Below are 22,655 nucleotides of genomic sequence, written 5' to 3' on the forward strand. Positions count from 1 at the left end.
CTGTGGCGACCAAGAGGACACACTCCATGGCCTGTCCGGCCCGCAACCAGTCGGTGCGGCAGTCGTGCTCTGTGGTCAGCAGGGCGATGACGGGGGTTGCCTCGTAGGGGCGGGCGAGAGGCTTGTCGGCATGGCGTTGCCCGGTGAAGTCGCGCATGGGGAGCCGTTCCCGGGCGTCCTGCCGGCCGAGTGCCGCTCCCGGGGGGCCGGTGTCGGCCTCGGCGTACGGATCCTCGCGCACCCAAAGGCAGCTCTCGGTGCCGCGGTCGGCGTGGAAGCGGTTGCGCTGCTCGCCCTCCATCGTGAGCGCGAGCAGACGTGCCGTTTCGGCGTGCTCGGGGAAGCGGACCCATGCGCCCTCCGCGTCCGCCGCAGCGGCGAGTTCGACGCGCAGATACGGCGGGATCGGCCGGTCGGAGAACGGGAAGCGGCTGCTGCGCCTGCGTCAGACCGCACCGTACAGATCGATGCCGCCTCCACGGGGACGGTCGGGGGCGGGCCCCGTCGGGCGGACGGATGCGAGCAGGTCCGCTTCTCCAGGGCGGGGCAGGAGGCGGGTGACCGGGGCCCAGCCGAAGTGGGCCATCGCGATGCGGAGGTTGAAGCACGGCGGCGCTCACCGAGAGATGCAGGGCCCGGCCTTCCGGGTCCGTGTGCCGCAGGCCCGCGACGCGGACGGCACGCACGTGAAGTCCTCTCTCAACGGGAAGTGATCGGCTTGCGGCCCACCGTAGGCGTCAGGGGCGCTCGTTGAAGGTGAGCGCCCTCACCGTTGCGCGGCGACGGCCGCCATAGCCTCGCGGTGAGAGGGACGAGAGCCTCGCGGTGAGAGGGACGAGCAGACCGAGCGGGAAGGGTACGGGCATGACGTGGGTCGGCAGACTGATGGTCGTGGGGGCAGTGGCGGGCGGTGCGGCAGCGGGATATCTGGGGCTGGTCTGCGGCGCCCTGCCGCTCGATCTCGGAGTGGGACGGCGAACCCGTCCCCTGGGACCGCAGACCGTCGACATCGTGGCGCCCCGCGAAACCGTCTTCCAGGTGATCGCCCAACCCTATCTGGGGCGGACGACCCGGGCGATGCGGGAGAAGGTGAGCGTGCTGGAGCAGGGCAGCGACATGGTGCTCGCCGCGCACCGCACTCCCGTCGCGGGCGGGCGACTGACGGCCACAACCGTGGAGACCGTGAGGTTCACCCGCCCGATGCGGGTCGACTTTCGCCTGGTGCGCGGACCTGTCCCGGCGGTCACCGAGTCGTTCGAGCTCAGCGAGCACGGGCCGGGCACCCGGCTGACGTACACCGGCGAGCTGGGTACCGACCTGTGGGCAGCCGGCCAGTGGTGGGGCGGCGTGGTCGCGCCGCGCTGGGAGGCGACGGTCGCGGCCAAGCTGGCGGCGGTCAAGCATGAGGCGGAGCGGCGCGCGGCGCTCGCGTGACCCGCCGGGTCATCGGGCGGCCGACCCGCTGGATGGGGCCGACAGCCGCGCCTGTGTAGCGATGCCCGTTCGGTGAGCGCACTTACAGTTCCCGGTTCCGTTGCGGCCATGGCGCTGGTCTCCGTGAATCAAGGTTCTCTCCCCAGCGGCCGAGGTCGCGCAGATCCTTGGTGAGGGAGGTGCGGACCTGGCGGGTGACCAGGGGTGCGGCCAGGCGGAGGAGGCCGCCGGGTCCGCCCCGGACGCGGATGGCGGCGAGAGTACCGCGCGGGTGCGGCTCGAAGGAGTACGTGACATGCATCGCCATGGGAGCGGCCACGGAGACCATGTCCAGCAACTGCGGGGGCTCGTACGCGGCCACGCGCAGGACGTAGTCGATGCGGCGGCCGAGGAAACGAGCGGTGCGGGTGACCTCGGCGCCCGTCCCGAACCCGCCGTCGTCCGCTTGCCGTGTCAGCTCCGCCGTACGGATGCCCTGCGTCCTCCCCCATAGCCCTGAACGGGCATGGGAGGTGCCCCCAGGCGTCGTGGCGCCAGTCCATGGTGTAACCGGCCACCCGCTCGGGCGGCAGCGGAACCACCCGCCGCACCATCACATCGATCGTCATCGCCTCGCCCCCTCGTGCCCCGGGCTCCGGCTTCGGCCGGTGCTGTGTCGCCTCCAGCATGGCCGTGATCGTTGGCGGGGCCCGCGCGCAGCAGGATCCGGGGCGGCATCCGAGTGCCGCGCCTGCCATGGCCGGGGCGTCGAGAATGCGGGGGCAGGAGATGACAGTGCTTCGATCCGGGCAGCAGGCCGCCCGGTCACATGGACCCGGCCCCGGGAGGCGATCGGGCTGTTGCTGCGCGGATACACCGCTCGTACCGCCGCGCCCGCCACGCCTGCCTGGTCGGTACAGTCCTCTCGGCAGTGAACCAGGGGACGTTGATCATCTCCGGCGAGGCCGTGGCCGCCACGTGGGCACGTCTCGCGGTCAACTATCTGGTGCCGTATCTGGTCGCCGGCACGGGCTGGCTGTCCGCGCGGCGGGTCCGTGCCGCGCCCCGGTCACGGCGGCACTCCGAGCACGAGACACCCTGAAGTCTCCGGTGCGGCCACCGCGCGCCGCGCGCCGTCCGGCTCCCCGGCGCCCCCGGGTCGGCGGCGAGCCGGGGTTGGACCGGCCGAGGGAAGTAGCAAGTGCCGGGTCAGCGGCGCAGGGCGTGCCGCACGGCGACGACGACCTGCATCGCGGCGGCCGGACGCAACAACGCCGGCCGGGGCCTGTCGGGCATGCTGCCGCGACGCATACCGACGGCGGTGACCGCAACCACGGGCACCAGCCATGCCGCGAGCGCCGCGGCTCGCACCGTACGGCTGGGTTCGTACCGCAGGACGAGCCAGATCCAGAACGCGGCGTCGGCGAGGGAATCGGCGTAATCGCCGAACGGGGACACGGTGACCTGGCGGCGGGCCAGGCGGCCGTCGGCCAGGTCGAGGGCGATGGCCAGCAGGCCCGACCAGCGGCTCCGCCCGAGGGTGGTGGCGGGGAGATTGCCCCGCAGCAGGGTGATCACATCAGCCCCGGTGAGCCGGCCGCGGTCCTCCAGCAGGCCCAGATGCAGGACGGTGAGAGACCAACTGATGACCACCCACCTCTTGGCTCCGGGGCCTCGGGCGGACATGAACAGCAATCCGTGCAGGACGACGGCCTGCACAAGCGCATCCGGATGCCGGGCCGCCTGTCGCATCGACCGATGAGCGGCCAGATACAGGAAACGCCCGACGGCGCCCGGCCTCCACCGGCCGCCCCGCAGCACCTCCAGCAAAGCGTCGGTCGCCTCGCGGCTGTCGGTGAGCTCGCATACGGGTACGGACACGGCCGGTGGTCCTTCCTCGTACCTGATGTGTGCCGCACTCACCGTAAGCGGCCAGGCCGGTGGGGAACGCGAGCGCGCTCACCGATCAGCGCACCGGTGACCGTGGCGTCGTTTCCGATCACGACGCGACGGTGCAGGTAGCGAGTGAGGACACGACGATGGGTCCGGGCGTTGGCGTCATGGTGTGGCGCCGAGCGCTCCGCTCCCGCCGCTAGTGCCAGTCGCTGATCCGGACATCGTCGGGCGCCGGCCTGCCGTGTCCGGTCTCCGCGAACTCCTTGAGGCTCATCAGGAAGATCGCCCACTTCGTGCTGCAGTGGTGCATGAACTCGACCGGCTCGCGCCAGCCGTCGTGCTTGAACAGCACGATCGTGTACTCGTCGTGCCGGCTGAGGCTCCAGTCGATCTCGGTCCCGATCCACTCCGCCGGTCCGTCCGTGACGCGCCACCGCACCCGGCCGGCAGGGTCGAGCTCCAGAATCTGCATGTCGAAGCCGCCGGCGTCGCCGAACCGGAACGCCAGCTGACCGCCGACCTCGCTCTTGCCGGTGGTGTCGGTCGTCCACCAGCCGGCGATGCCCTCGGGCGTTGCGATGGCCCGGTAGACGTCGTCCAGGGGTGCGACGGCGCCGATCCGATGCAGGATGTCGACCATTTTCATGCTCCTTCGGTGTTGGTGCGGCTGCGTTCGATCGCCTCCGCGATGCGCTTGATACGGCGCAGTCGGGCGTCCCAGGTGGCGCCGACCGCGGCCAGCTGCGCGGCCGCGCGGGCGAGCTGCGCCTCGTCGACGCGGTAGCGCCGCTCGCGGCCGGCCGGCTCGGCGCGGACCAGCCCGACCCGGTCGAGGACGGCGAGATGTTTCGACACGGCCTGCCGCGTGAGCGGAAGGTCCGCGCTGAGTGAGGTGGCCGTACCGGGGCCGGACGCGAGGAGGAGGTCGATCAGCGTGCGCCGGGTGGGGTCGCCGATCGCCGACCACAACTCGTCGTCGACGGGCGTGCTCATGGCGTGGACACCAGCCGTGCGATGTACGTGCGCAGCCGGGGGATGTAGTGGTCCCAGGCGCTCGCGTGCTCGCGGTACTGCTCCTCCAGGACGGCGATCTCCCAGCCCATCTCGCGGAACCCGGTCTCGGTCATCCGCACCCGGGTCCCCTGCCGCGTCGGCTCCAGGTCGAAGGTGACCAGCAACGAGTCCCCGCCGCGTTTTTCGTCGTCGGTGTAGCACCACCGGAACGAGAACCGCGACGGCGGATCGACCTCTACGACGGTGAGCGCGACGGTCATGGTCTCGCCGGTCACCTCGTCACGCCAGAACAACTCACCCGGCGTCCCCTCCACGGGCTCGAACCGGGCGTCGTCCGGCCACCACTCCCGCATGTGCTCCGGCCTGCTGATGACCTCGAAGACGACCTCGGGTGATGCGTCGACGTGGATGTCGCGCTCGATGCTGCCGTACTCCATACTCGAACCCTTTCGCAACCTTTGGTTGCATGTCAGCGTACGACGGACGCCGCAAATGCGCAACCATTAGTTGCGGATCGAGGGGGCCGTCCAGTCCGTTGCCCTCAATCAAGGCCGAGGCCGGGAGACCGGACGCCGCTGACTCCCGGCAGGCTCGGTGAGCGCGCCTACAAGTTCCCGGCCGCTGCATGGCCGTAGCGTCGTGGGCATGGTGCTACGGCTCGTGCTGGGCGCGATCTACACGGCGATGGGGATCGGTCAGCTCGCCTCCCTGGGCGAGATGCCGGCCATCCTCGGCGCGTACGGCGTGGTGCAGGGTGCCGCCGCGACCGTGCTGGCTGTGTTGCTGATCGTCAGCGAATTGGTATGCGGGGTGTGGTTCCTGGCCCGGCCCAGGTCGACAGCAATCGCGCCGGTGTGGGTGTACACGGGCGTTTCGCTGGTGTGGGGCGCGCTGGCCGTGCAGGCATTCGTACGCGGGCTGACGGTGGTCAACTGCGGCTGTTTCGGGAACTACCTCACCCAGCGGCTCGGCTGGTTCGTGCTGGTCCAGGACGCTCTGGCCCTGCTCTACGCCGGACTGCTGCTGCGTGCCGCCCACACGCTCCTGCACCGGGAACCAGCCGATGGAGTGGAAGTGGGGCGTGATGTCCGCATCCCGTGAACGCTCCGGGCTCGGCGGGGCCGCCGCGGTCATCGGGGCGGCGCTGGCCATGGTGGTGTGCTGCGCGGGCCCGCTACTCGTGGCCGGAGGAGCGCTCGGCGCCGACGATGGCGCGCTATCGAACCCATGGCTGATCACCATGGGCGCGGTCGTACTCCTTGCCGCTACCACGTATGCCCTGCGGTACCGGGTTCGACGCCGCAACGGTGCCGGGCCGGAGGACTGCTGCCCGAACATGCCGGGTCCGCCCCCGCCCCACCGTGAAGAGGACGATCGGGGCCGTCCCATCCGCTGACCGGATACCACCGCCCCCATGGGAAAGGAGTTCTTCGATGACCCAGGCGCCGGCGCCCCGCCGCAAGGTGGGCCGGGACGAGGTGTTCGTGGAGTTCACCAAGTCGATCTGCCCCCTGTGCAAGACCTCCGTCGACGCCCAGGTCAACATCCGCGACAGCAAGGTCTACCTGCGGAAACGCTGCCGCGAGCACGGCGAGTTCGAAGCCCTGGTCTACGGCGACGCCGAGGAGTACCTGTCCTCGGCCCGGTTCAACAAACCGGGCACCATCCCGCTCACGTTCCAGACCGAGGTGAGGGACGGCTGCCCGAGTGACTGCGGGCTGTGCCCGGAGCACAAGCAGCATGCCTGCCTGGGCATCATCGAGGTCAACACCGGCTGCAACCTGGACTGCCCGATCTGCTTCACCGACTCCGGCCACCAACCGGACGGCTACTCCATCACCCACGAACAGTGCGCGACCATGCTCGACACCTTCGTGGCCTCCGAGGGCGAGGCGGAGGTGGTGATGTTCTCCGGCGGAGAGCCCACCATCCACAAGCACATCCTCGACTTCATCGACCTGGCCCAGGCCCTCCCGATCAGGAACGTCACCCTCAACACCAACGGCATCCGCCTGGCCACCGATCACCGCTTCGTCGCCGAACTGGGCAGGCGCAACCGGACGCCCGGCCGGTCGGTGAACGTCTACCTGCAGTTCGACGGCTTCGACGAGCGCACCCACCTGGCGATCCGCGGCCAGGACCTGCGCACGCTCAAGCAGCGGGCGCTGGGCAACTGCGCCGAGGCCGGACTGACCGTGACGCTGGTCGCCGCCGTCGAACGCGGCCTGAACGAGCACGAGTTGGGCGACATCATCGAGTACGGCATCGACCACCCGGCCGTGCGCTCGGTGGCGTTCCAGCCGGTCACGCACTCGGGGCGGCATGTGGAGTTCGATCCGCTCCAGCGGCTCACCAACCCCGACGTCATCCGGCTCATCAACGCCCAGCGCCCGCAGTGGTTCGTCAAGGGCGATTTCTTCCCCGTGCCCTGCTGCTTCCCCACCTGCCGCTCCGTCACCTACCTCCTGGTGGACGGGGAACCCGGCAACCGCACCGTCGTCCCCATCCCGCGCCTGCTGAACGTGGAGGACCACCTCGACTACGTCACCAACCGCGTCCTGCCCGACGCCGGGATCCGCGAGGCCCTGGAGAAGCTCTGGTCGGCGTCCGCGTTCATGGGCACGGCCACGACCGAGGAGCAGCTGCGGGCCGCCGCAGAGGCCCTCGACTGCGCGGACGCGTGCGGTATCGATCTGCCCCAAGCGGTGAAGGACCTGAATGACAAGGCGTTCATGATCGTCGTACAGGACTTCCAGGACCCTTACACCCTCAACGTCAAGCAACTGATGAAGTGCTGCGTCGAGGAGATCACCCCGGACGGACGGCTCATCCCCTTCTGCGCGTACAACTCCGTCGGCTACCGCGAACAGGTCCGCGCATCGATGTCCGGCGTCCCCGTCGCCGACGTCGCCCCCAACGCCCTGCCCCTCGCCAACCGCCTCACCGACACCCCCTACGGTTCGAAAACCGCGCGCGCCGAAGGGAGTTCATGATGGCCGACGACGACCTCAAGGCGTGCTGCGCGGCGGCGTACTCCTCCGACGTGGTCGCCCTGCTCCTCGGCGACTCCTACCACCCCGGCGGCACCACCCTCACCCGCCGCCTCGCCGACGCGCTCAGCCTGACCCCGCAGAGCCGGGTGTTGGACGTCGCCTCCGGCCGCGGCACCACCGCCCTGCTCCTCGCCGACGCCTACGGCGTACGGGTGGACGGCGTGGACTACTCCCCGGCCAACACCGCCCTTGCCCAAGGCGCCGCCGCTGCCACCGGTCTCACCGAGCAGGTCGCCTTCACCACCGGTGACGCCGAACAACTGCCTTACCCGGACGGCACATTCGACGCGGTGGTGTGTGAGTGCGCCCTGTGTACCTTCCCTGACAAGGCGAAGGCCGCGGCCGAGTTCGCCCGGGTCCTGAAACCCGGCGGCCGGGTCGGCATCACCGACGTCACGACTGCCCTCGACCGGCTGCCGTCCGAACTCACCACTCTCGCCGCGCGGATCGCCTGCATCGCCGACGCTCGGCCGCTGGCCGAGTACGCAGGGATCCTGGCAGCCGCAGGGCTGCGTACGGTCCGCACCGGGCGCCACGACGAGGCGATGCTGCGCATGATCGACCAGATCGAGGCGCGGCTGAACCTGCTCCGGCTGACCGCCGCGGGCAGACTCGCCGCTGCCGGCCTGGACCTGGACGCGGCCCCGGCCGTCCTGAGTGCGGCTCGCACCGCCGTTTCCGACGGCGTCCTCGGCTACGCCCTTCTCGTCGTTGAGAGGTCCCAAGCACCCTAGGTGCGGCTCACGGCGTTGTGTCCAGAGCGCCCTGGCGTTCGGCTCCCCGGCTGCGAGGAAGCTCTCGTCGCGCCGGAGTGGGAAGGTCTCCGGGAGAAGCCGGATCGTCTTGATGCGGTCGATCCTGAAGGAGCGGACGTCGTCGCGCAGACGGTCCCAGGCGAGCGCGTACCAGACAGGGACGTTGTAGTAGAGGTACTGAAGCTCGATCTCCCGCTCAGTGACCCGGGCATGCTGGTCCTCGTAGCTGATGACTGCGACCTGGCGGTTGGCGAAGGCGTCGAGCAAGGGCTTGGCGACGTCCGCACTCGGCGCGGTGTAGGAGGACAGAACGAGGGCGGAGGCGCTCGCGCCCACGAGGATCCGCTTGCGGATGGCCAGGATCCGTCGGGCCTGCGCCGGGGCGAACGATGCGGCGATCTTGCGGGCGATCGAGCGTCCGTCGTCCAGCAGCAGCGGAGAGCCGACCTTCTCCGCGATCGTCAGGCTCAGCAGCAGCCCGATGGCCTCGGTCTCGCTGAGGTGCACACGGCCGAGCGACCAACCGTGCTCCAGGCGCAGCCCTCCGCCCCGGCCCCGGTCGCTGTCCACGGGCATCCCGAGATCGCGCAGGAAAGCCAGATCCCGGTGGACCGTCCTCACGCTCACACCGAGTTCGCCCGCCAGTTCCGCGGCGGTGGTGTAGTCCCGCTCGGCCAGCAGGCCCTTCAGCGCTTCCAGCCGACCGGCCCGGCTTCGCGAGCTGTCTGCGTCCTCCACCGGTACAAAATATGTCAGTGAGTGTCAGGTATGCCAGTAGCGTCGATGTCGGCGAAGGGAGACGCGCATCATGTACATCGCACTGGCACCGTTCACGCTCAAGCCCGATGTGACCGAGGAAACGCTGCTCACGACGTCAGACGCGTTCGAGAGCTCGGTCGTGCAGAGCCAGGACGGGATCCACCGGCGGATCCTGGTCCGAGCCGCGGGCGGCGGCTACGCCGGCCTCGTGTTCTTTAGGGAGCAGGAGGCGATGGAACGCGTCATGGAGGCAGAGCAGAACAGCGACGCTTGCACCGCGTTCTTCTCGATCATGGATGACGACGGCACGGCCCGCGTGTTCAAGGTCCTCAAGAGCTACGAGTGATGGTCCGCCAGCGCTCTCAGCTCAAGGACCGGCTCTTCAACCGGGACAAGGTCGCCACGATAGCCACGCAGCTCAGCTGCGCACACCGGGCGTTCGACTCCGGCGCGTTCGAGAGTCGGGTGATGTCACGGCTCCCGGAGCTCGAACTCAAGCAGCGCATCGCGTGGATCACCGGCTGCCTGGAGATCCACCTGCCGGTCGACTACCGGCGGGCGGTGAACATCATGCTGCGTTCCCTGCCCGCCCCCTGTAACCCACAGCTGCTGGACGGCGACTTCGGAGACTTCATCTACGCCCCGCACTCCGAGTTCGTCACGCGCCACGGCTGTACGCGGGAAGACCTCGTGTTCTCCCTCGCCTCACTCCGCGAGCTCACCACCAGGTTCTCCGCCGAGTTCGCCGTGAGGTCCTTCATCAACGCCTTCCCGGACGAGACCCTGATGACCCTCGCCCAGTGGACGGCCGACGAGCACTACCACGTTCGCCGTCTGTGCAGCGAGGGGACCCGGCCCAGACTCCCCTGGGCGACCACGCTCGGCACTCCGGCGGACTACGCGGTGCCGCTCCTCGACAGCCTGTACGTGGACACCACGCGATTTGTGACCCGCTCGGTGGCCAACCACGTCAACGACATCTCGAAACTGGACCCCGACCTGGCCGTTGAAACGCTCCAGCGGTGGAGAAGGGCCTGCCGACAAGGTGCCAAGGAGATGGACTACGTCGTCCGTCACGCCACACGATCCCTGATCAAGCAGGGCAGCCCTCGCGCACTGGAACTGCTGGGCATCCCCCGGGAACCGGCCGTCACGGTCTCGAAGCTCAGCTTCCCCGACCGGGTCGAGCTCGGCTCAGAGTTCGAGTTCTCCTTCACGATCCGCGCCGATCAGGACACCGCGGTGATCGCCGATTACGTCCTTCACTACCCGAACACCGAGGGCAGGCTGACCGGCCGCAAGGTCTACAAGCTCAAGCGACTCTCGCTGGCAAAGCGAGAGCAGGCCACGCTCACCAAGCGACACCTGCTCCGCCCAGGGATGACAACGCGCACGATCCGTCCCGGCCGCCACGAGCTGGAGCTCTTGCTCAACGGGCGCACGCACACCAAGCAGTCGTTCTGGGTCACCGCTCCGACATCCCACTGACTGGGCTCCGCCCCAGCGTCACCCGCTCACCCCTGGCTCAGGACCGAGAGCGTCCGGCGGTCAGGGAAGGGCCACTCGCAGGCCCCCAGGAGCGCGGCCCGCCTGACGCCGGGATTCACAGGGCTGCCACCTGGACGACCAACCCCCACCCCGCGGCAGCGCCGCGCCTCCACGGTCCGCCTTCGTCAAACTCGACGCCCGGTCCCGCAGCGGAGGTCGTACAGCAGCCTCCCGGGCTGTCGCGGGAAGCCGCACACATGACGATCGCTCGGCAGAGACCAGGGCGCCAGCCCGGCCCTGGCGGCGTCGTCCAGTCCTACGAAGCAGCCCTCAACGCCCTCCAGCCGACCGAGCGCCTCGGCCTCGGCGACCCGTGCTGCGCGCCGCCGACCTGCTGGTCTACCCCGTCCTCACCCGTGACCGCCAAACCAGGGCCGACTCATCCTCGACACCCTCACCGCGTACTTCGACCTCAGCCCCACTCCCCTGCGGGTCAGGACCCTCCTGATCGCCCCCGAACCCCCAGGTGAACCTATGGAAAGCGTACTGGGGCATACCCTCACGAGTTCGAATCTCGTATCCTCCGCCAGTGCCTATCGGGGCACGATGCCGAAGGGCCCCACCGTTCGCGGTGGGGCCCTTCGACGTGTGTGGTCTCAGTTGCCCACCGGAGCGGGACGCGGGTGGGTTTCGTACATGCGGACCGCGACGACCAGGCCAGAGGCGGCGGTGAGGGCGGCGACGGCCCAGATGGCGGTGGTGAGGCTGTAGGCGTCGGCTAGGACGCCTGCGACCAGGGCGCCGACGGCGAAGCCGCCGTCGCGCCACAGCCGGTAGACGCCGACTGCGCGGGCGCGCCAGGCGGGGTGAGCGACGTCTCCTACGACAGCGAGGAGGGTTGGGTAGACCAGCGCAGTGCCGATGCCGAGCAGCACCTGGGCGACTGCCCAGACGGAGAAGGTGGTTCCTGCGGCGACGAGGGTGATGGCGACGGCCTGCAGCAGCATGCCCGCGGTGATGAGGTGTTTGCGTCCGATGTGGTCGGACCACCAACCGGTGAGCATCTGGCCCGCGCCCCACACGGCGGGGTAGAGGGCGGCGAGGACGCCGATCTGGGCGATGGAGAGGCCGTGGGCGGCGAAGAGCAGGGGGAAGATGCCCCAGGCGAGGGCGTCGTTGAGGTTGTTGACCATGCCGGCCTGGCTGGCGGCGGACAGGGCCTTGTCGCTCAGGCTGGTGAGGCGGGCGATCTGGCCGGTGGTCAACTCGGCTTCTGATCCTGGTTGTTGGGGGTGTTGTGCGGCCTCGGCGCGGGCGTGCTCGCGGGTCTCGCGGACGGCGAGGGTGGACAGGCTCAGGGCCAGGACGACGTAGGCGGCCCCGAGGAGGAACGGCTCCGGCCGCAGCCCGGCATGTTCGGCGATGGCGCCGGTGGCCATGGCGGTGGCGGCGACCGCGCCGTAACCGGCGGCCTCGTTGAAGCCCATGGCCAGGCCACGGCGCTGCGGGCCGACCAAGTCGATCTTCATGATGACGGTGGTGGACCAGGTCAGACCCTGGTTCATGCCGAGCAGGACGTTGGCGGCGATGATCCAGGCCCAGGTCGGGCCCCAGGCCAGCATGGCGGGCACGGGCAGGGCGATCAGCCAGCCGGCGATCAGCACCGGCTTGCGGCCGTATCGGTCCGACCAAGTGCCTGCGAAGAAGTTGGTGATGGCCTTGGTGGCGCCGAAGGCCAGGATGTAGGTGAGCGCGGCGGTGTAGGCCGACAGGTGGAAGACGTCGTCGGCGAGCAGGGGCAGGACGGTGCGTTCCTGTCCGAGCATTCCGCCGACCAGGGCGTTGACCGCAACGAGCAGGGTGAACTGGGCGAGGTTGGCGCGCAGTCCGAGCCGTATGCCGCCGGGGGTGGCAGATGGAGGTCCCCCCTGTTCGAGCGGAGCCGAGAAGTTGGGGGAGGTCACGCGCCCTCCCGCAGCGTGCTGCCGGTGGCCTTGGCCCAGTCGTCCGGTCCACCGGTGAGGACGGCGAGGCCATGGTGGCCTGCGCGTTGCAGGAGGCTCGCGGCGGTCATCGCGCGCTCACCGTGCCCGCAGTGCACCACAGCACCCGAAGGGGCATCGTCGGCATGGGCGGCCAGTTCGCCGAGTTCGATTCCGACCGCGTCGGGGATGTGCCCGGCGTCGCGCTCGGACTGCTGGCGGACGTCGAGGACAGGGCGGTCGCCGATGTGGTCGGCAGTGAGCAGTTCGACGGTCTCCTGCTCTCCGCCGTCGCTCGTCCAGGCGTCCATGGTCAGGTGGCCGGCCAGCCGCCCGTATCCGATCTTCAGGGCCTGCCAAGTGAGTTCAGCAAGGTCCTGGCGGGATGCGATGACGAAGACGAGCGGGGTGTCGTCGGGCAGCAGCCAGCCGAGCCAGGTGGCGAACTGGTCGCGCAGAGGGATCGAAACAGCGCCGGGGACGTGGCCGGCGGCGAAGTCCGGCAACGGCCGCACGTCGACGATCTGCGCATCCTGGCCGAGCAGGCTGCGTACGGCCGCTCCGGACAGCGCGGGAATCGAAGGTGCGGCGGTGAGTACTGCGGGGCCGCGCCGGTTGGTCTCGGCCAGGCGGTCGAAGTAGGCAGGGTACGAGCCGAGGCTGCGCAGCAGTTCGCGGACGAAGGTGTCCTCGTCCGGCGCGGCGAGCAGGGCGTTTGCCCGTTTCTGGGCGCCGATGGTCGTGGTGCGTTCGGCGCCGGGCGGGGCGGAGCAGAAGGATCCGGCGCCGTGCGTGGGCCACACCGCGGTCGTATCCGGGAGTTCGGCCAGCCGCCGCAGGGAGCGGTACTGGGCACGGGCCAGCACCTCCGCACGGTCGGCGCCGAGCAGGTCGGTGCGGGCGGCCGAACCGACGATCAGCGACCCACCAGTGAAAACTCCCAGCTCCCGGGTGCCGTCCAGGAGGAGGAAGGACAGGTGTTCGTCGGTGTGACCGGGGGTGGCCATTGCCCGCACGGTCAGCCCGCCCAGGTCGGTCTCGTCGCCGTCGGCGAGCGCGGAGTGAGGGAAGGCGCGGTGTCCGGCGGCAGAGGCCAGGATGGTGGCGCCGTCGTCGGCGGCGAGCTGGAGCGCGCCGGTGAGGAAGTCGGCGTGCAGGTGGGTGTCGGCGGCGAAGGCGACGGTCAGCCCGCGCCGCTCGGCAACCTCCCGCAAAGCGCGCAGGTCGCGGCTCGCGTCCACCGCCAGGGCGCGGCCGTCGCCGAGGTCGACGAGGTAGGCGCTGTTGCCCAGCCCGGCGTCGACCAGCGGTATCAGGTGGTCGTCGGCGAAGCCCATCGGGTCCTCCAGGGTTGGATGCGAGAGGGAGTGTGGTCACGACCCTCACCGTCACTTACAATATTCCATGGATTCATGGAGGATGTCATGACGGGAAACACCACGGCCGGTACGAAGGCGCAGCTGTACGACGCGTTCGCGGCCAGCGGCAAGGCGCTGGCCAGCGGAAAGCGCCTGGAACTGCTCGATCTGCTGGCCCAGGGCGAGCGCACGGTCGACGCCCTGGCCAAGGCGGCGGGGCTGAACCTGACGACGGCCTCGGCGCATCTGCAGACCCTCAAGCAGGCCGGGTTCGTCGCCACCCGCCGTGAGGGCGTGCGCATCCACTACCGGCTCGCCGGGGACGACGTCGCCCAGTTGTTCGCGCTGCTGCGCAAGGTCGCCGAGGCCCATCAGGCGGCCGTACCCGCGGCGCGGGACGCCTACCTCGGTGACGACGGTGCGGCGGAGGTCACCCACGAGGAGTTGCGCGTCCGCGTGGCGGCCGGGGCCGTGGTGGTGCTGGACGTGCGGCCGGTGGAGGAGTACCAGGCCGGGCACATCCCGGGTGCGGTGTCGATCCCGGTCGAGGAACTGGCCGACCGGATCGACGAGTTGCCCGAGGAGACGGAGATCGTCGTGTACTGCCGTGGCGAGTACTGCGTGCTCGCCTACGACGCGGTGCGGCTGCTGACCGATCGAGGCCGCCGGGCGATCCGCCTGAACGACGGGATGCTGGAGTGGCGACTGGCCGACCTGCCCGTCGACGCCGGGGATCTGGCATGACCGGCAGCCTCGCGCCCCTGCATCCGGGGCTTGTCGGCGGGCCGGTCTACGTCGGCTACAACGCCACCACCCCCGTCGATCCCCGGGTGGCCGAGGCGATGCTGCCGCGTCTGACGGACTTCTCTCGGCGCCCCCTCCAGCAGCCATCCCTACAGCACCGAGCCCCGGCTGGCGCTGGCCGAGGCACGCGCGCAGGTTGCCGCCCTGATCGGCGCCCGGTGCCGAGGAGATCGTGTTCACCGCCTCCGGCTCCGAGGCCGACCTGCTGGCGCTGCGCGGTCCAGCCACGGGGAGAATGGCGTGCCTTGAGGTCCCGCTCTGGCTATGGGCAGCGTGATCATGGTGGTCGCCTCCCGGTAGACTGCGCGGTCCTCGGTGAAGTCCGAGCACGGGAGTTCCGGCGGCATGGATGTGCCAGACGAGCACGGCGGTCACGCCGATGGCCTGGATGCCGCGGCGCCGAGCGGCGGTCAGCTCTTGCGGAGCCGGGGGCCGTCGTCGGCGCGTCCGCTCAGGACGGTCAGGCGGCGGTGGTACTCGTCCTCGTCGATCTCGCCGCGAGCGAAGCGTTCGGCGAGGAGTTGCTCGGCGGTGGGGCGCGGCGGCACGGGTCCGAGCGCCGTCTTCATGTCACCCGGCCGGGACAGGGCCCGGAAGAGCAGCACACCGAAGGTGATGATCACCGCCCAGAAGAGGATCATGCCGACCGACATGGTGAACCAGCCCCATCCACTGGGATCATGGTCGTACCAGAACATCACGGTCACCCGCTTCCTCGCACGGCTGCGGGAGACGGGGCCTGGCGCCTGCGTCTTCCCGGTTCCTCACCTTCACCGTCACCCCCGCCCGGCAGCGCGTCATGGGCCGATGAGGCCAAAACACCTGGGCCATTGGACCTTTACCCTGTGGGGGTATCCGGGAGGAGTCTGAGAAGCAGCCGCAGAGAGAAGGTCTGCCATGGATACCGCCGACATTGTCGTGGTGGCCCTGGTCGCCGTCCTCGTTGTCGCGTTGGGCTGGTTCTTCTTCGGTCCGCGCCACGTGCGTACCGCCCTGATCGAGGGCGGGGTGCAGCGGGTGGAGGTGACTGTGCGGGGCGGCTACATCCCTGACGTGATCCGGGTGCGGCAAGGGGTGCCGCTGGAGCTGGTCTTCGACCGACAGGAGGGCGGCGAATGCACCAACCGAGTCGTCCTCCCCGACCTGCGCGTCAGCGCCGGACTGCCCGGGTACCAGCGCTCCACTGTGCGGCTGCGGCCCGAGCGGGCGGGATCGTTCGGGTTCGCCTGCGGAATGAACATGATCCACGGCACGCTCGTGGTCGACCCGGGCGAGGGCTCCAGCGGCGGCGAGGCACTCGCCGCCGCGGACGACACGGCACCGGACGACCGTACGTCCGCTGCCGACGCCGAGGCGGCGGAGGTCGCCGAGCGGCGCGCGGAGATCGGGGACCTCGGCCGCCGGGTCGCGTCGGCGCGGCAATCACGCTGCCCGTGCTGTTCGCGGTGATGGTCGACGAGCTCTTCGGCGCCGGCTGGGTCCCGGGTTGGATGCTGAACCACTGGGTGCAGCTGGCCCTGATCACTCCAGTGATGTGCTACGCGGGGTGGCCCATTCGCCGCATCGGCTGGCTCACCCTGCGGCACCGCGGCGCCGACATGAACTCCCTGATCGCGTTGGGTACTTCGGCGGCCTACGGTTACAGCCTGCTGGTCACGCTGGCGCCCCGGCTGTTGCCGGAGGACGTCCGCGAGGTCTACTTCGTGGCCGTCGGCGTCATCCTCACCCTCATCCTGCTCGGGCGGCTGCTGGAGGCACGCGCCAAGGCCGGCACCGGCGAGGCCATCCGGACGCTCCTCGGGCTCCAGCCCCGTGCCGCCCGGGTCATCAGGGACGGCAGCTAGACCGAGGTCCCCGTCGACGAGGTCGTGGTGGGCGACGAGATCGTCATCCGGCCCGGCGAGAAGATCCCCGTCGACGCCGAGGTGCTCTCCGGGTCGTCGTCGGTCGACGAGTCGATGGTCACCGGGGAGCCGATGCCCCTGACCAAGAACGCCGGGCACACCGTCATCGGGTCCACCGTCAACACCACGGGCAGCCTGCGCGTGCGGGCTGCCAAGATCGGCTCCGACACGATGCTCGCGCAGATCGTCCGGCTCGTGCAGCGTGCCCAGGCGTCCAAGGCGCCGATCCAGCGGCTGGCCGACGCGATCTCGGCGTACTTCGTACCCGCCGTCATCGCGATCGCCATCGCGGCCTTCGCCCTCTGGTACACGGTCGGCCCCTCACCTGCCCTGACGCTGGCGCTGGTCTCCGCGGTCGCCGTTCTGATCATCGCCTGTCCCTGCGCACTGGGCCTGGCCACCCCGCTGTCGGTGATGGTCGGCACCGGCAGGGCGCGCAGGCGGGCATCCTGATCCGTTCCGCCGAAGCCCTGGAAACCGCCCACAAGCTCGACACCGTCGTCCTGGACAAGACCGGCACGGTCACCGCGGGCAAGCCAGTTCTCACCGACGTACGTCCCGCCGACGGCCTCACCGAGGACGAACTGCTTGCGCTGGTGGCCGCCGCAGAGGCCGACAGCGAGCATCCGCTGGCCACCGCGATCGTCGCCGACGCGCATGAACGCGGCGTCACCGCGCCCGCCGCGTCGGCCTTCGAATCCGTCACCGGCAAGGGCATCCAGGCCACCGTGAACGGCAAGGCCGTCATCGCGGGCACGGCCCGGCTGCTCGCCGACATCGGTATCGAGACCGCTCACCTGCGCGGGCAGGCCGAGGAGTTCTCAGCCGAGGGCAAGACGCCCGTCCTCGCCGCCGTCGACGGGCAGCCGGCCGGCGTGCTCGCCGTGGCCGACACCGTCAAGGACGACTCGGTCCAGGCCATCGCCGCCCTGCACCACCACGGCATCGGCACGGTCATCCTCACCGGCGACAACGCCCGCACCGCCGCCGCGATCGCCGAACAGGTCGGCGTACAGCGGGTGCTGGCCGAGGTTCTGCCGGAGCACAAGGCCGACGAGATCCGCCGCCTTCAGAACGAGGGCCGCACCGTCGGCATGGTCGGCGACGGTATCAACGACGCGCCCGCCCTGGCCCAGGCCGACGTTGGCCTCGCGATCGGCACCGGCACGGATGTCGCGATCGAAGCCGCCGACATCACGCTCATCTCCGGCTCACTGTCCGGCGTCGTCACCGCGATCCGGCTGTCGCGGGCGACCATGCGCAACATCAAGCAGAACCTGTTCCTCGCGCTGGTCTACAACGCCGTCGGCATCCCTATCGCAGCCGGCGCCCTCTACCCGCTGTGGGGCATCCGCCTCAGCCCGATCATCGCCGCCGCGGCCATGGCCCTGTCCTCCCTGTCAGTGGTCACCAACGCCTCCCGGCTGCGTCGCTGGCACCCCGAGCCACTGTCGGACGCCGTGGCGCCGAAGGCCGTACGACCGTTGACGGAGACGGCCGCCGACGACACGGATTCACACGCCCCCTCGGTGACCGACCCGGTCTGCGGCATGCAGGTCGACCCTGCCACCACACCGGAACACCGGGACACCGCCCACGGCACCCTGCACTTCTGCTCCGCCCACTGCGCGGCCGCCCACGACGCCGACCCGGATCGATACGAAACCTCGGCGGTGGAGCTCCGGCACACCCCTCACCGGCATGATGAGCCCTGAACCCGAGTCGCCCCGGATTGCTACCCCCCGGGGGTACAGTGGGCGCGGGGTACAACAGCGGAAAGGCACGGAAACGATGACGGCACGCCGAGCCCGGCGGGTCAGCGCACACGGCGGCGCCGGCCGCTGGACGCGTGTCGTCGTCATCGCGCTGTTCGCAGCACTCACGTTGCTCGTGCACCACGAGACGGCGGCCGGGGCAGCGGCACAGGCACCGGCCTTCGGCTCGTCCACCACGAGCGCCATGCCGCACAGGGGTCAGACACCGCACACGGGCGATACGACGGCCACGGGCATGCCGGTGGCTGCGGCGATGCACGTCTCGGCGCCCGAGGCCCCGACCCCCGACGGCGGCGAGGGCGCCTGCTCGATCATGGCCACACAGCACTGCTCTGCCGTCGGCGTCGACACGGTGAACCTGGCGCCACCAACCGCTCTCCGCCCCTACTACGACAGGGGTGCGGCACTCGGACCGGTCATCGGCCGTGAGGTGCCCGGAACGACGAACCGCGCGCCGCCCGACCTTTCAGTCCTCTCTCGCTTCCTGCTGTAGGTCGCGCCCACGGCTGTCGCCCGCGTGCCCGCACGCGGACGGCCGTCGCGCAGGCGACCCCGTCAGACACATCGAGAAGAGAGTCACGCCTTGAACACCATCAACCGCCGCTCCGTCCTGCTGGCCGGCCTCGGCGCCGTGGGCGCGGGCGCGCTCGCCGCCTGCACCAACGGCCCCGGCAGCGGCGACACGCCCTCCCTGGTCAGCCCCTCCGGCTCGGCGGTGGCGGCCACCGATAAGAGGCGCGCCGGCACCGGCACGGTGCGCAATGTGACCCTGACCGCCGCGCCCGCCGTGCTCGACCTCGGCGGCCGTGTCACGGCCCGGAGCTGGGCGTTCAGCGGACGGACCCCGGGCAAGGAGATCCGGGTGTCCACGGGCGACACCCTGGCCGCCGAACTCTCCAACCAGCTGCCGGGCAGGACCTCCACCTCCCTCCACTGGCACGGCATCGCCCTGCGCAACGACATGGACGGCGCGCCCCCGGTCACTCAGAACGTCGTACGGGCGGGTTCCAACTTCACCTACCGCTTCATCGCCGACGCTCCCGGAACGTACTTCTTCCATCCCCACGTGGGCGTCCAGCTCGACCGGGGCCTGTACGCGCCGCTGATCGTCGAGGATCCCCAGGAGCCGCTGTCGTACGACGACGAGTGGGTCGTGGTCCTGGACGACTGGGTCGACGGGGTCACCGGCACGCCCGACGAAGTCTTCGATGAACTGCGCCAGGGCATGGGCGGGCATGGCATGGGCGCCATGGACGGCAGCTCGTCGTCCTCGTCCGCTTCACCCTCGTCCGACAGCATGTCCATGAGGTTCAGGCTGATGGGCGCCACTAGCGACCTGCTCGGCGGCGACGCCGGAGACGTGAAGTACCCGTACCACCTGGTCAATGGACGGGTCGCCGCCGACCCCGACGTCTACCGGGGAACGCCCGGCAAGCGGATCCGGCTGCGCATCATCAACGCCGGCGGTGACACGGCGTACCGTGTGGCGCTCGGCGGCCACCGGCTGACCATCACCCACACCGACGGGTTCCCCGTCGAGCATCGGCAGGTGGACGCCCTGCTGATCGGCATGGGTGAGCGGTACGACGTCCTGGTCACCCTCGGCGACGGCGTCTTCCCGCTCGTCGCGCTGGCCGAGGGCAAGAACACCACGGGCATGGCCCTGGTCCGCACCGGTTCCGGCGCTGCCCCGAGCACGGGCGTGCGGCCGAAGGAGCTGGACGGGGAGATCCCCACCGCCGCACAGCTGCGGGCGACCGATGACGTCCGGCTGACGCCGAAGAAGGCCGACCGGGTCCACCGCATCGAACTGACCGGCGGCATGCACCGCTACAACTGGGCCATCAACGGCGAGCAGTTCGACATGCGTGATCCGGACGCCCGTCCGATCCTCGTCGAAACGGGCCAACGAGTCCGGCTGGACTTCGTCAACACCACCACGATGTGGCACCCGATGCACCTGCACGGCCACACCTACCAACTGGGCACCGAAGGCCCGCGCAAGGACACCGCGATCGTGCTGCCGAAGAAGACGGTGTCCGTCCTCTTCGACGCCGACAACCCCGGGCAGTGGATGCTGCACTGCCACAACGCCTACCACGGCGAAGCCGGGATGATGGCCGTCCTCGGCTACCGGGCCTGACCCTGCTGCTGCGACGGGGCGACCCGGCGACCCGGTCCGCCCCCCCGACCGGATCACAACGAAGCGGCTCCTTACCCCTGCCCCTCATCTCCTCCCTGATCGACCAGGCGTGGGCTACCGGCGCAGACCGCGCCACGCCCCTCGTCAAGCTCTTCGACGAGCTGGCCCCGGACGGATCGCCAAGCTGAAGGCGGCGCCGGCCGAGCGCGCGGACGGAGACCGGGCATGGAGATCACCCTCCTGCTGCTCGGGTATGCAATCGCCAGTCCGGCCCACGTGCTGGAACGTCCCGCATCCACGCTGAAGCGATCCCGAACCCCACAGCCTTGCCAGTTCTCCTCCGTCATTTGCGTCATGCTCCATCCAGGAGGGGCGGCGCTGCCCAACGGAGTTCGTCTGTGGGCCGGCGAGACCGAGGCGCCATCTGGCGTTTCCAGGACCGCGTGACGGGCGCCGAAGAACCCGCATCGCCGGGTGGCGGGGTGCAAGGTCACGCGCAATGCCGGGTATGGGCTCAAGTGCAGAGCTCGGTGTGCTCCAGCTCCGCGCAAGCGAGCCGCCCATGCATAATCCGAAGCCGCACTGCCGAATGCGCCGCATCGCCTTCCCCGTCTTCGTTGTCCGGGATGAGGAGGACGGCGCCGTACAGGCGAGGCACACCGTCCATGTCCTCGGGCAACCGCACGGCGGCCAGCTTCTTCGGCGCGAAGCCCCGGCCCCTGCGTGGCCGTGTACCGCCGCATGCCCAACAAGATCCGGACCAGGCACGGGCCAATCGACGACCGGCCCTCCCCCGTACGCATCACCGGTGCAGGTCAGAGGCCACAGCGCCGTGTACCACCAGCAGACCAAGAACCTTCTGGCTCTCATTCAGTCTCCGTCGGACGACTCCGCTCCGCCAGCGGCCACGGCAGGCATGAACGGCGTTAGCCCCGCCCTGCAAAACGAACTCCCCCCTGATGCTCGTGCGTGGAATACACAGCCACTCCTGGGGCTACGAGAGCACCGGGCACGCCCACGAGTATCCGACGGCGCGTGCCCTTCGCATCCGCAAGGTCGATACTGCCAACAGGGGCCATCTCACCGACCCACTACCGATCACCCCCGGAAACTGACGACCCGTCATCAAAGTCAACATCAGGTCAGCATCAGTACCGCCAGAATCCGCTTCCGACCGCCTTGGACCGCCAAGATCAACAACTGACCTCACCCATCCTGAGCTGCAAAAACGCAGTTCATTAGCCCATCTGCTAACCTCACTGGGAGGTATCCCATGAAGATGCTGATCAACGTCGCGGAGACCGTGGTCGCGGACGCGCTGCGCGGGATGGCTGCCGCTCATCCCGAGCTGGTCGTCGACGTGGACAACCGGGTGATCGTACGGCGGGACGCCCCCGTGGAGGGGAAGGTCGGCCTCGTCTCCGGTGGCGGGTCGGGGCACGAGCCGCTGCACGGCGGTTTCGTGGGTCAAGGGATGCTGTCGGCCGCGTGTCCGGGCGAGGTCTTCACCTCGCCGGTGCCCGACCAGATGCTGCGGGCCGCGGCCGCCGTGGACAGCGGGGCCGGTGTGCTGTTCATCGTCAAGAACTACACGGGCGACGTCCTCAACTTCGACATGGCCGCCGAGCTCGCCGAGGACGAGGGCATCCAGGTCGCGAAGGTGCTCGTCAACGACGACGTCGCGGTCACCGACAGCCTCTACACGGCCGGGCGGCGCGGCACGGGCGCCACGCTGTTCGTCGAGAAGATCGCCGGCGCCGCCGCGGACGAGGGACAGCCGCTGGAGCGGGTGGAGGCGGTCGGCCGGCAGGTCAACGAGAACTCCCGCAGCTTCGGCGTCGCCCTCAGCGCCTGCACCACACCCGCCAAGGGCAGCCCCACCTTCGATCTGCCGCCGGGCGAGCTGGAGTTGGGCATCGGCATCCACGGCGAGCCCGGCCGGGAGCGGCGGGCGATGATGACGTCGGGCGAGATCGCCGAGTTCGCGGTGGGCGCCATCCTGGACGACATGACCCCGCGCAACCCCGTCCTCGTCCTCGTCAACGGCATGGGCGCGACACCGCTGTTGGAGCTGTACGGCTTCAACGCCGAGGTCCAGCGGGTGCTCGCCCAACGCGGTGTGTCCGTCGCCCACACCCTCGTCGGCAACTACGTCACCTCGCTCGACATGGCGGGCGCCTCGGTCACCCTGTGCCAGGTCGACCAGGAGATGCTGCGGCTGTGGAACGCGCCGGTGAAGACGCCGGGACTGCGGTGGGGAATGTGAACCGGAGCCGGACGAACCGGGGCCGGACCGTCACCACACACCTGT

General features: G+C 70.0%; 21 protein-coding genes and 3 pseudogenes. 15 read left to right on the plus strand and 9 right to left on the minus strand.

Features of this window, described 5'->3' with window-relative positions; translation table 11 throughout:
* Positions 1-557: 557 nt before the first annotated feature.
* Positions 558-713: a hypothetical protein gene (locus OG254_RS04200; RefSeq protein ID WP_405577339.1), complete on the plus strand. Its 156-nt coding sequence runs from the start codon at positions 558-560 to the stop codon at positions 711-713.
* Positions 714-864: 151 nt separating this feature from the next.
* Positions 865-1,434 (plus strand): SRPBCC family protein, encoded by a 570-nt coding sequence (locus OG254_RS04205; protein WP_405577341.1) that lies wholly within the window; start codon positions 865-867, stop codon positions 1,432-1,434.
* A gap of 82 nt (positions 1,435-1,516) precedes the next feature.
* Here OG254_RS04205 and OG254_RS04210 read toward each other — a convergent pair whose 3' ends face one another.
* Positions 1,517-1,795, minus strand: a complete 279-nt coding sequence (locus OG254_RS04210; protein WP_405577343.1) for a hypothetical protein — start codon at positions 1,793-1,795, stop codon at positions 1,517-1,519.
* 447 nt (positions 1,796-2,242) lie between these two features.
* Between OG254_RS04210 and nrtS the strand changes: the two genes are divergently transcribed.
* The gene (gene nrtS, locus OG254_RS04215; protein ID WP_405577345.1) at positions 2,243-2,515 is read left to right on the plus strand and encodes a nitrate/nitrite transporter NrtS; all 273 of its coding nucleotides are present in this window, start codon (positions 2,243-2,245) and stop codon (positions 2,513-2,515) included.
* A gap of 107 nt (positions 2,516-2,622) precedes the next feature.
* On the opposite strand, the gene OG254_RS04220 is transcribed toward nrtS, so the two are convergent.
* From OG254_RS04220 to OG254_RS04235, 4 genes are all read right to left on the minus strand, one after another.
* Entirely contained in the window at positions 2,623-3,294 is a 672-nt protein-coding gene (locus tag OG254_RS04220; RefSeq protein WP_405577347.1) for a CDP-alcohol phosphatidyltransferase family protein, read from the minus strand.
* 211 nt (positions 3,295-3,505) lie between these two features.
* Complete coding sequence (locus OG254_RS04225; protein WP_405577349.1) at positions 3,506-3,949, minus strand: SRPBCC domain-containing protein; 444 nt, start codon at positions 3,947-3,949, stop codon at positions 3,506-3,508.
* A gap of 2 nt (positions 3,950-3,951) precedes the next feature.
* Entirely contained in the window at positions 3,952-4,302 is a 351-nt protein-coding gene (locus tag OG254_RS04230) for an ArsR/SmtB family transcription factor (protein ID WP_383837358.1), read from the minus strand.
* Positions 4,299-4,760, minus strand: a complete 462-nt coding sequence (locus OG254_RS04235; protein ID WP_405577352.1) for an SRPBCC domain-containing protein — start codon at positions 4,758-4,760, stop codon at positions 4,299-4,301. Before OG254_RS04235 ends, OG254_RS04230 begins: the two co-directional genes overlap by 4 nt.
* A gap of 208 nt (positions 4,761-4,968) precedes the next feature.
* Here OG254_RS04235 and OG254_RS04240 point away from each other — a divergent pair, with 208 nt between their 5' ends.
* From OG254_RS04240 to OG254_RS04255, 4 genes are read left to right on the plus strand one after another with little or no spacing between them, the layout of a single operon-like run.
* Positions 4,969-5,424: a MauE/DoxX family redox-associated membrane protein gene (locus OG254_RS04240; RefSeq protein ID WP_405577354.1), complete on the plus strand. Its 456-nt coding sequence runs from the start codon at positions 4,969-4,971 to the stop codon at positions 5,422-5,424.
* Positions 5,408-5,719 (plus strand): hypothetical protein, encoded by a 312-nt coding sequence (locus OG254_RS04245; protein WP_405577356.1) that lies wholly within the window; start codon positions 5,408-5,410, stop codon positions 5,717-5,719. The genes OG254_RS04240 and OG254_RS04245 overlap by 17 nt, the downstream gene beginning before the upstream one ends.
* 37 nt (positions 5,720-5,756) lie before the next feature.
* Positions 5,757-7,316: a radical SAM protein gene (locus OG254_RS04250; protein ID WP_405577358.1), complete on the plus strand. Its 1,560-nt coding sequence runs from the start codon at positions 5,757-5,759 to the stop codon at positions 7,314-7,316.
* Complete coding sequence (locus OG254_RS04255; protein WP_405577360.1) at positions 7,313-8,110, plus strand: methyltransferase domain-containing protein; 798 nt, start codon at positions 7,313-7,315, stop codon at positions 8,108-8,110. The genes OG254_RS04250 and OG254_RS04255 overlap by 4 nt, the downstream gene beginning before the upstream one ends.
* 69 nt (positions 8,111-8,179) lie before the next feature.
* Here OG254_RS04255 and OG254_RS04260 read toward each other — a convergent pair.
* A pseudogene (locus tag OG254_RS04260) lies at positions 8,180-8,869 on the minus strand (helix-turn-helix transcriptional regulator); the annotation flags it as partial.
* A gap of 70 nt (positions 8,870-8,939) precedes the next feature.
* Between OG254_RS04260 and OG254_RS04265 the strand changes: the two are divergent.
* From OG254_RS04265 to OG254_RS04275, 3 genes and pseudogenes are all read left to right on the plus strand, one after another.
* On the plus strand, positions 8,940-9,236 hold the full coding sequence (locus OG254_RS04265; protein WP_405577362.1) for a hypothetical protein: 297 nt from the start codon (positions 8,940-8,942) through the stop codon (positions 9,234-9,236).
* A complete protein-coding gene (locus tag OG254_RS04270; protein ID WP_405577364.1) occupies positions 9,236-10,378 on the plus strand; it encodes a hypothetical protein in 1,143 nt (380 codons plus the stop codon). The genes OG254_RS04265 and OG254_RS04270 overlap by 1 nt, the downstream gene beginning before the upstream one ends.
* 287 nt (positions 10,379-10,665) lie before the next feature.
* A pseudogene (locus tag OG254_RS04275) lies at positions 10,666-10,817 on the plus strand (PucR family transcriptional regulator); the annotation flags it as partial.
* A 217-nt stretch (positions 10,818-11,034) separates the two neighbouring features.
* Here OG254_RS04275 and OG254_RS04280 read toward each other — a convergent pair.
* A complete protein-coding gene (locus OG254_RS04280) occupies positions 11,035-12,342 on the minus strand; it encodes an MFS transporter (RefSeq protein ID WP_405577366.1) in 1,308 nt (435 codons plus the stop codon).
* Entirely contained in the window at positions 12,339-13,697 is a 1,359-nt protein-coding gene (locus tag OG254_RS04285) for a rhodanese-like domain-containing protein (protein WP_405577368.1), read from the minus strand. Before OG254_RS04285 ends, OG254_RS04280 begins: the two co-directional genes overlap by 4 nt.
* Before the next feature lie 87 nt (positions 13,698-13,784).
* On the opposite strand from OG254_RS04285, the gene OG254_RS04290 reads away from it, so the two are divergent.
* A complete protein-coding gene (locus OG254_RS04290) occupies positions 13,785-14,462 on the plus strand; it encodes an ArsR/SmtB family transcription factor (protein WP_405577370.1) in 678 nt (225 codons plus the stop codon).
* A 470-nt stretch (positions 14,463-14,932) separates the two neighbouring features.
* Here OG254_RS04290 and OG254_RS04295 read toward each other — a convergent pair whose 3' ends face one another.
* Entirely contained in the window at positions 14,933-15,220 is a 288-nt protein-coding gene (locus OG254_RS04295) for an SHOCT domain-containing protein (protein ID WP_405594839.1), read from the minus strand.
* A gap of 199 nt (positions 15,221-15,419) precedes the next feature.
* Between OG254_RS04295 and OG254_RS04300 the strand changes: the two are divergent.
* The 4 genes and pseudogenes from OG254_RS04300 (at position 15,420) to dhaK (ending at position 22,610) form a co-directional block, all read left to right on the plus strand.
* Positions 15,420-18,141: pseudogene (locus OG254_RS04300) on the plus strand (heavy metal translocating P-type ATPase).
* Between the two features lie 76 nt (positions 18,142-18,217).
* Entirely contained in the window at positions 18,218-18,694 is a 477-nt protein-coding gene (locus OG254_RS04305; protein WP_405577372.1) for a hypothetical protein, read from the plus strand.
* A 90-nt stretch (positions 18,695-18,784) separates the two neighbouring features.
* Entirely contained in the window at positions 18,785-20,344 is a 1,560-nt protein-coding gene (locus OG254_RS04310; RefSeq protein ID WP_405577374.1) for a multicopper oxidase family protein, read from the plus strand.
* Between the two features lie 1,273 nt (positions 20,345-21,617).
* A complete protein-coding gene (gene dhaK, locus OG254_RS04315) occupies positions 21,618-22,610 on the plus strand; it encodes a dihydroxyacetone kinase subunit DhaK (RefSeq protein ID WP_405577376.1) in 993 nt (330 codons plus the stop codon).
* Positions 22,611-22,655: the final 45 nt, after the last annotated feature.

The organism is Streptomyces sp. NBC_01092, assembly GCF_045039535.1.
GTDB lineage: Bacteria > Actinomycetota > Actinomycetes > Streptomycetales > Streptomycetaceae > Streptomyces.

Coding starts and splice junctions, on each gene's coding strand:
- OG254_RS04205 (WP_405577341.1), top strand. CDS start 865: ATGACGTGGGTCGGCAGACTGATGGTCGTGGGGGCAGTGGCGGGCGGT.
- nrtS (WP_405577345.1), top strand. CDS start 2,243: ATGGACCCGGCCCCGGGAGGCGATCGGGCTGTTGCTGCGCGGATACAC.
- OG254_RS04225 (WP_405577349.1), bottom strand. CDS start 3,949: ATGGTCGACATCCTGCATCGGATCGGCGCCGTCGCACCCCTGGACGAC.
- OG254_RS04230 (WP_383837358.1), bottom strand. CDS start 4,302: ATGAGCACGCCCGTCGACGACGAGTTGTGGTCGGCGATCGGCGACCCC.
- OG254_RS04235 (WP_405577352.1), bottom strand. CDS start 4,760: ATGGAGTACGGCAGCATCGAGCGCGACATCCACGTCGACGCATCACCC.
- OG254_RS04240 (WP_405577354.1), top strand. CDS start 4,969: ATGGTGCTACGGCTCGTGCTGGGCGCGATCTACACGGCGATGGGGATC.
- OG254_RS04245 (WP_405577356.1), top strand. CDS start 5,408: ATGTCCGCATCCCGTGAACGCTCCGGGCTCGGCGGGGCCGCCGCGGTC.
- OG254_RS04250 (WP_405577358.1), top strand. CDS start 5,757: ATGACCCAGGCGCCGGCGCCCCGCCGCAAGGTGGGCCGGGACGAGGTG.
- OG254_RS04255 (WP_405577360.1), top strand. CDS start 7,313: ATGATGGCCGACGACGACCTCAAGGCGTGCTGCGCGGCGGCGTACTCC.
- OG254_RS04265 (WP_405577362.1), top strand. CDS start 8,940: ATGTACATCGCACTGGCACCGTTCACGCTCAAGCCCGATGTGACCGAG.
- OG254_RS04270 (WP_405577364.1), top strand. CDS start 9,236: ATGGTCCGCCAGCGCTCTCAGCTCAAGGACCGGCTCTTCAACCGGGAC.
- OG254_RS04285 (WP_405577368.1), bottom strand. CDS start 13,697: ATGGGCTTCGCCGACGACCACCTGATACCGCTGGTCGACGCCGGGCTG.
- OG254_RS04290 (WP_405577370.1), top strand. CDS start 13,785: ATGACGGGAAACACCACGGCCGGTACGAAGGCGCAGCTGTACGACGCG.
- OG254_RS04295 (WP_405594839.1), bottom strand. CDS start 15,220: ATGTTCTGGTACGACCATGATCCCAGTGGATGGGGCTGGTTCACCATG.
- OG254_RS04305 (WP_405577372.1), top strand. CDS start 18,218: ATGACGGCACGCCGAGCCCGGCGGGTCAGCGCACACGGCGGCGCCGGC.
- dhaK (WP_405577376.1), top strand. CDS start 21,618: ATGAAGATGCTGATCAACGTCGCGGAGACCGTGGTCGCGGACGCGCTG.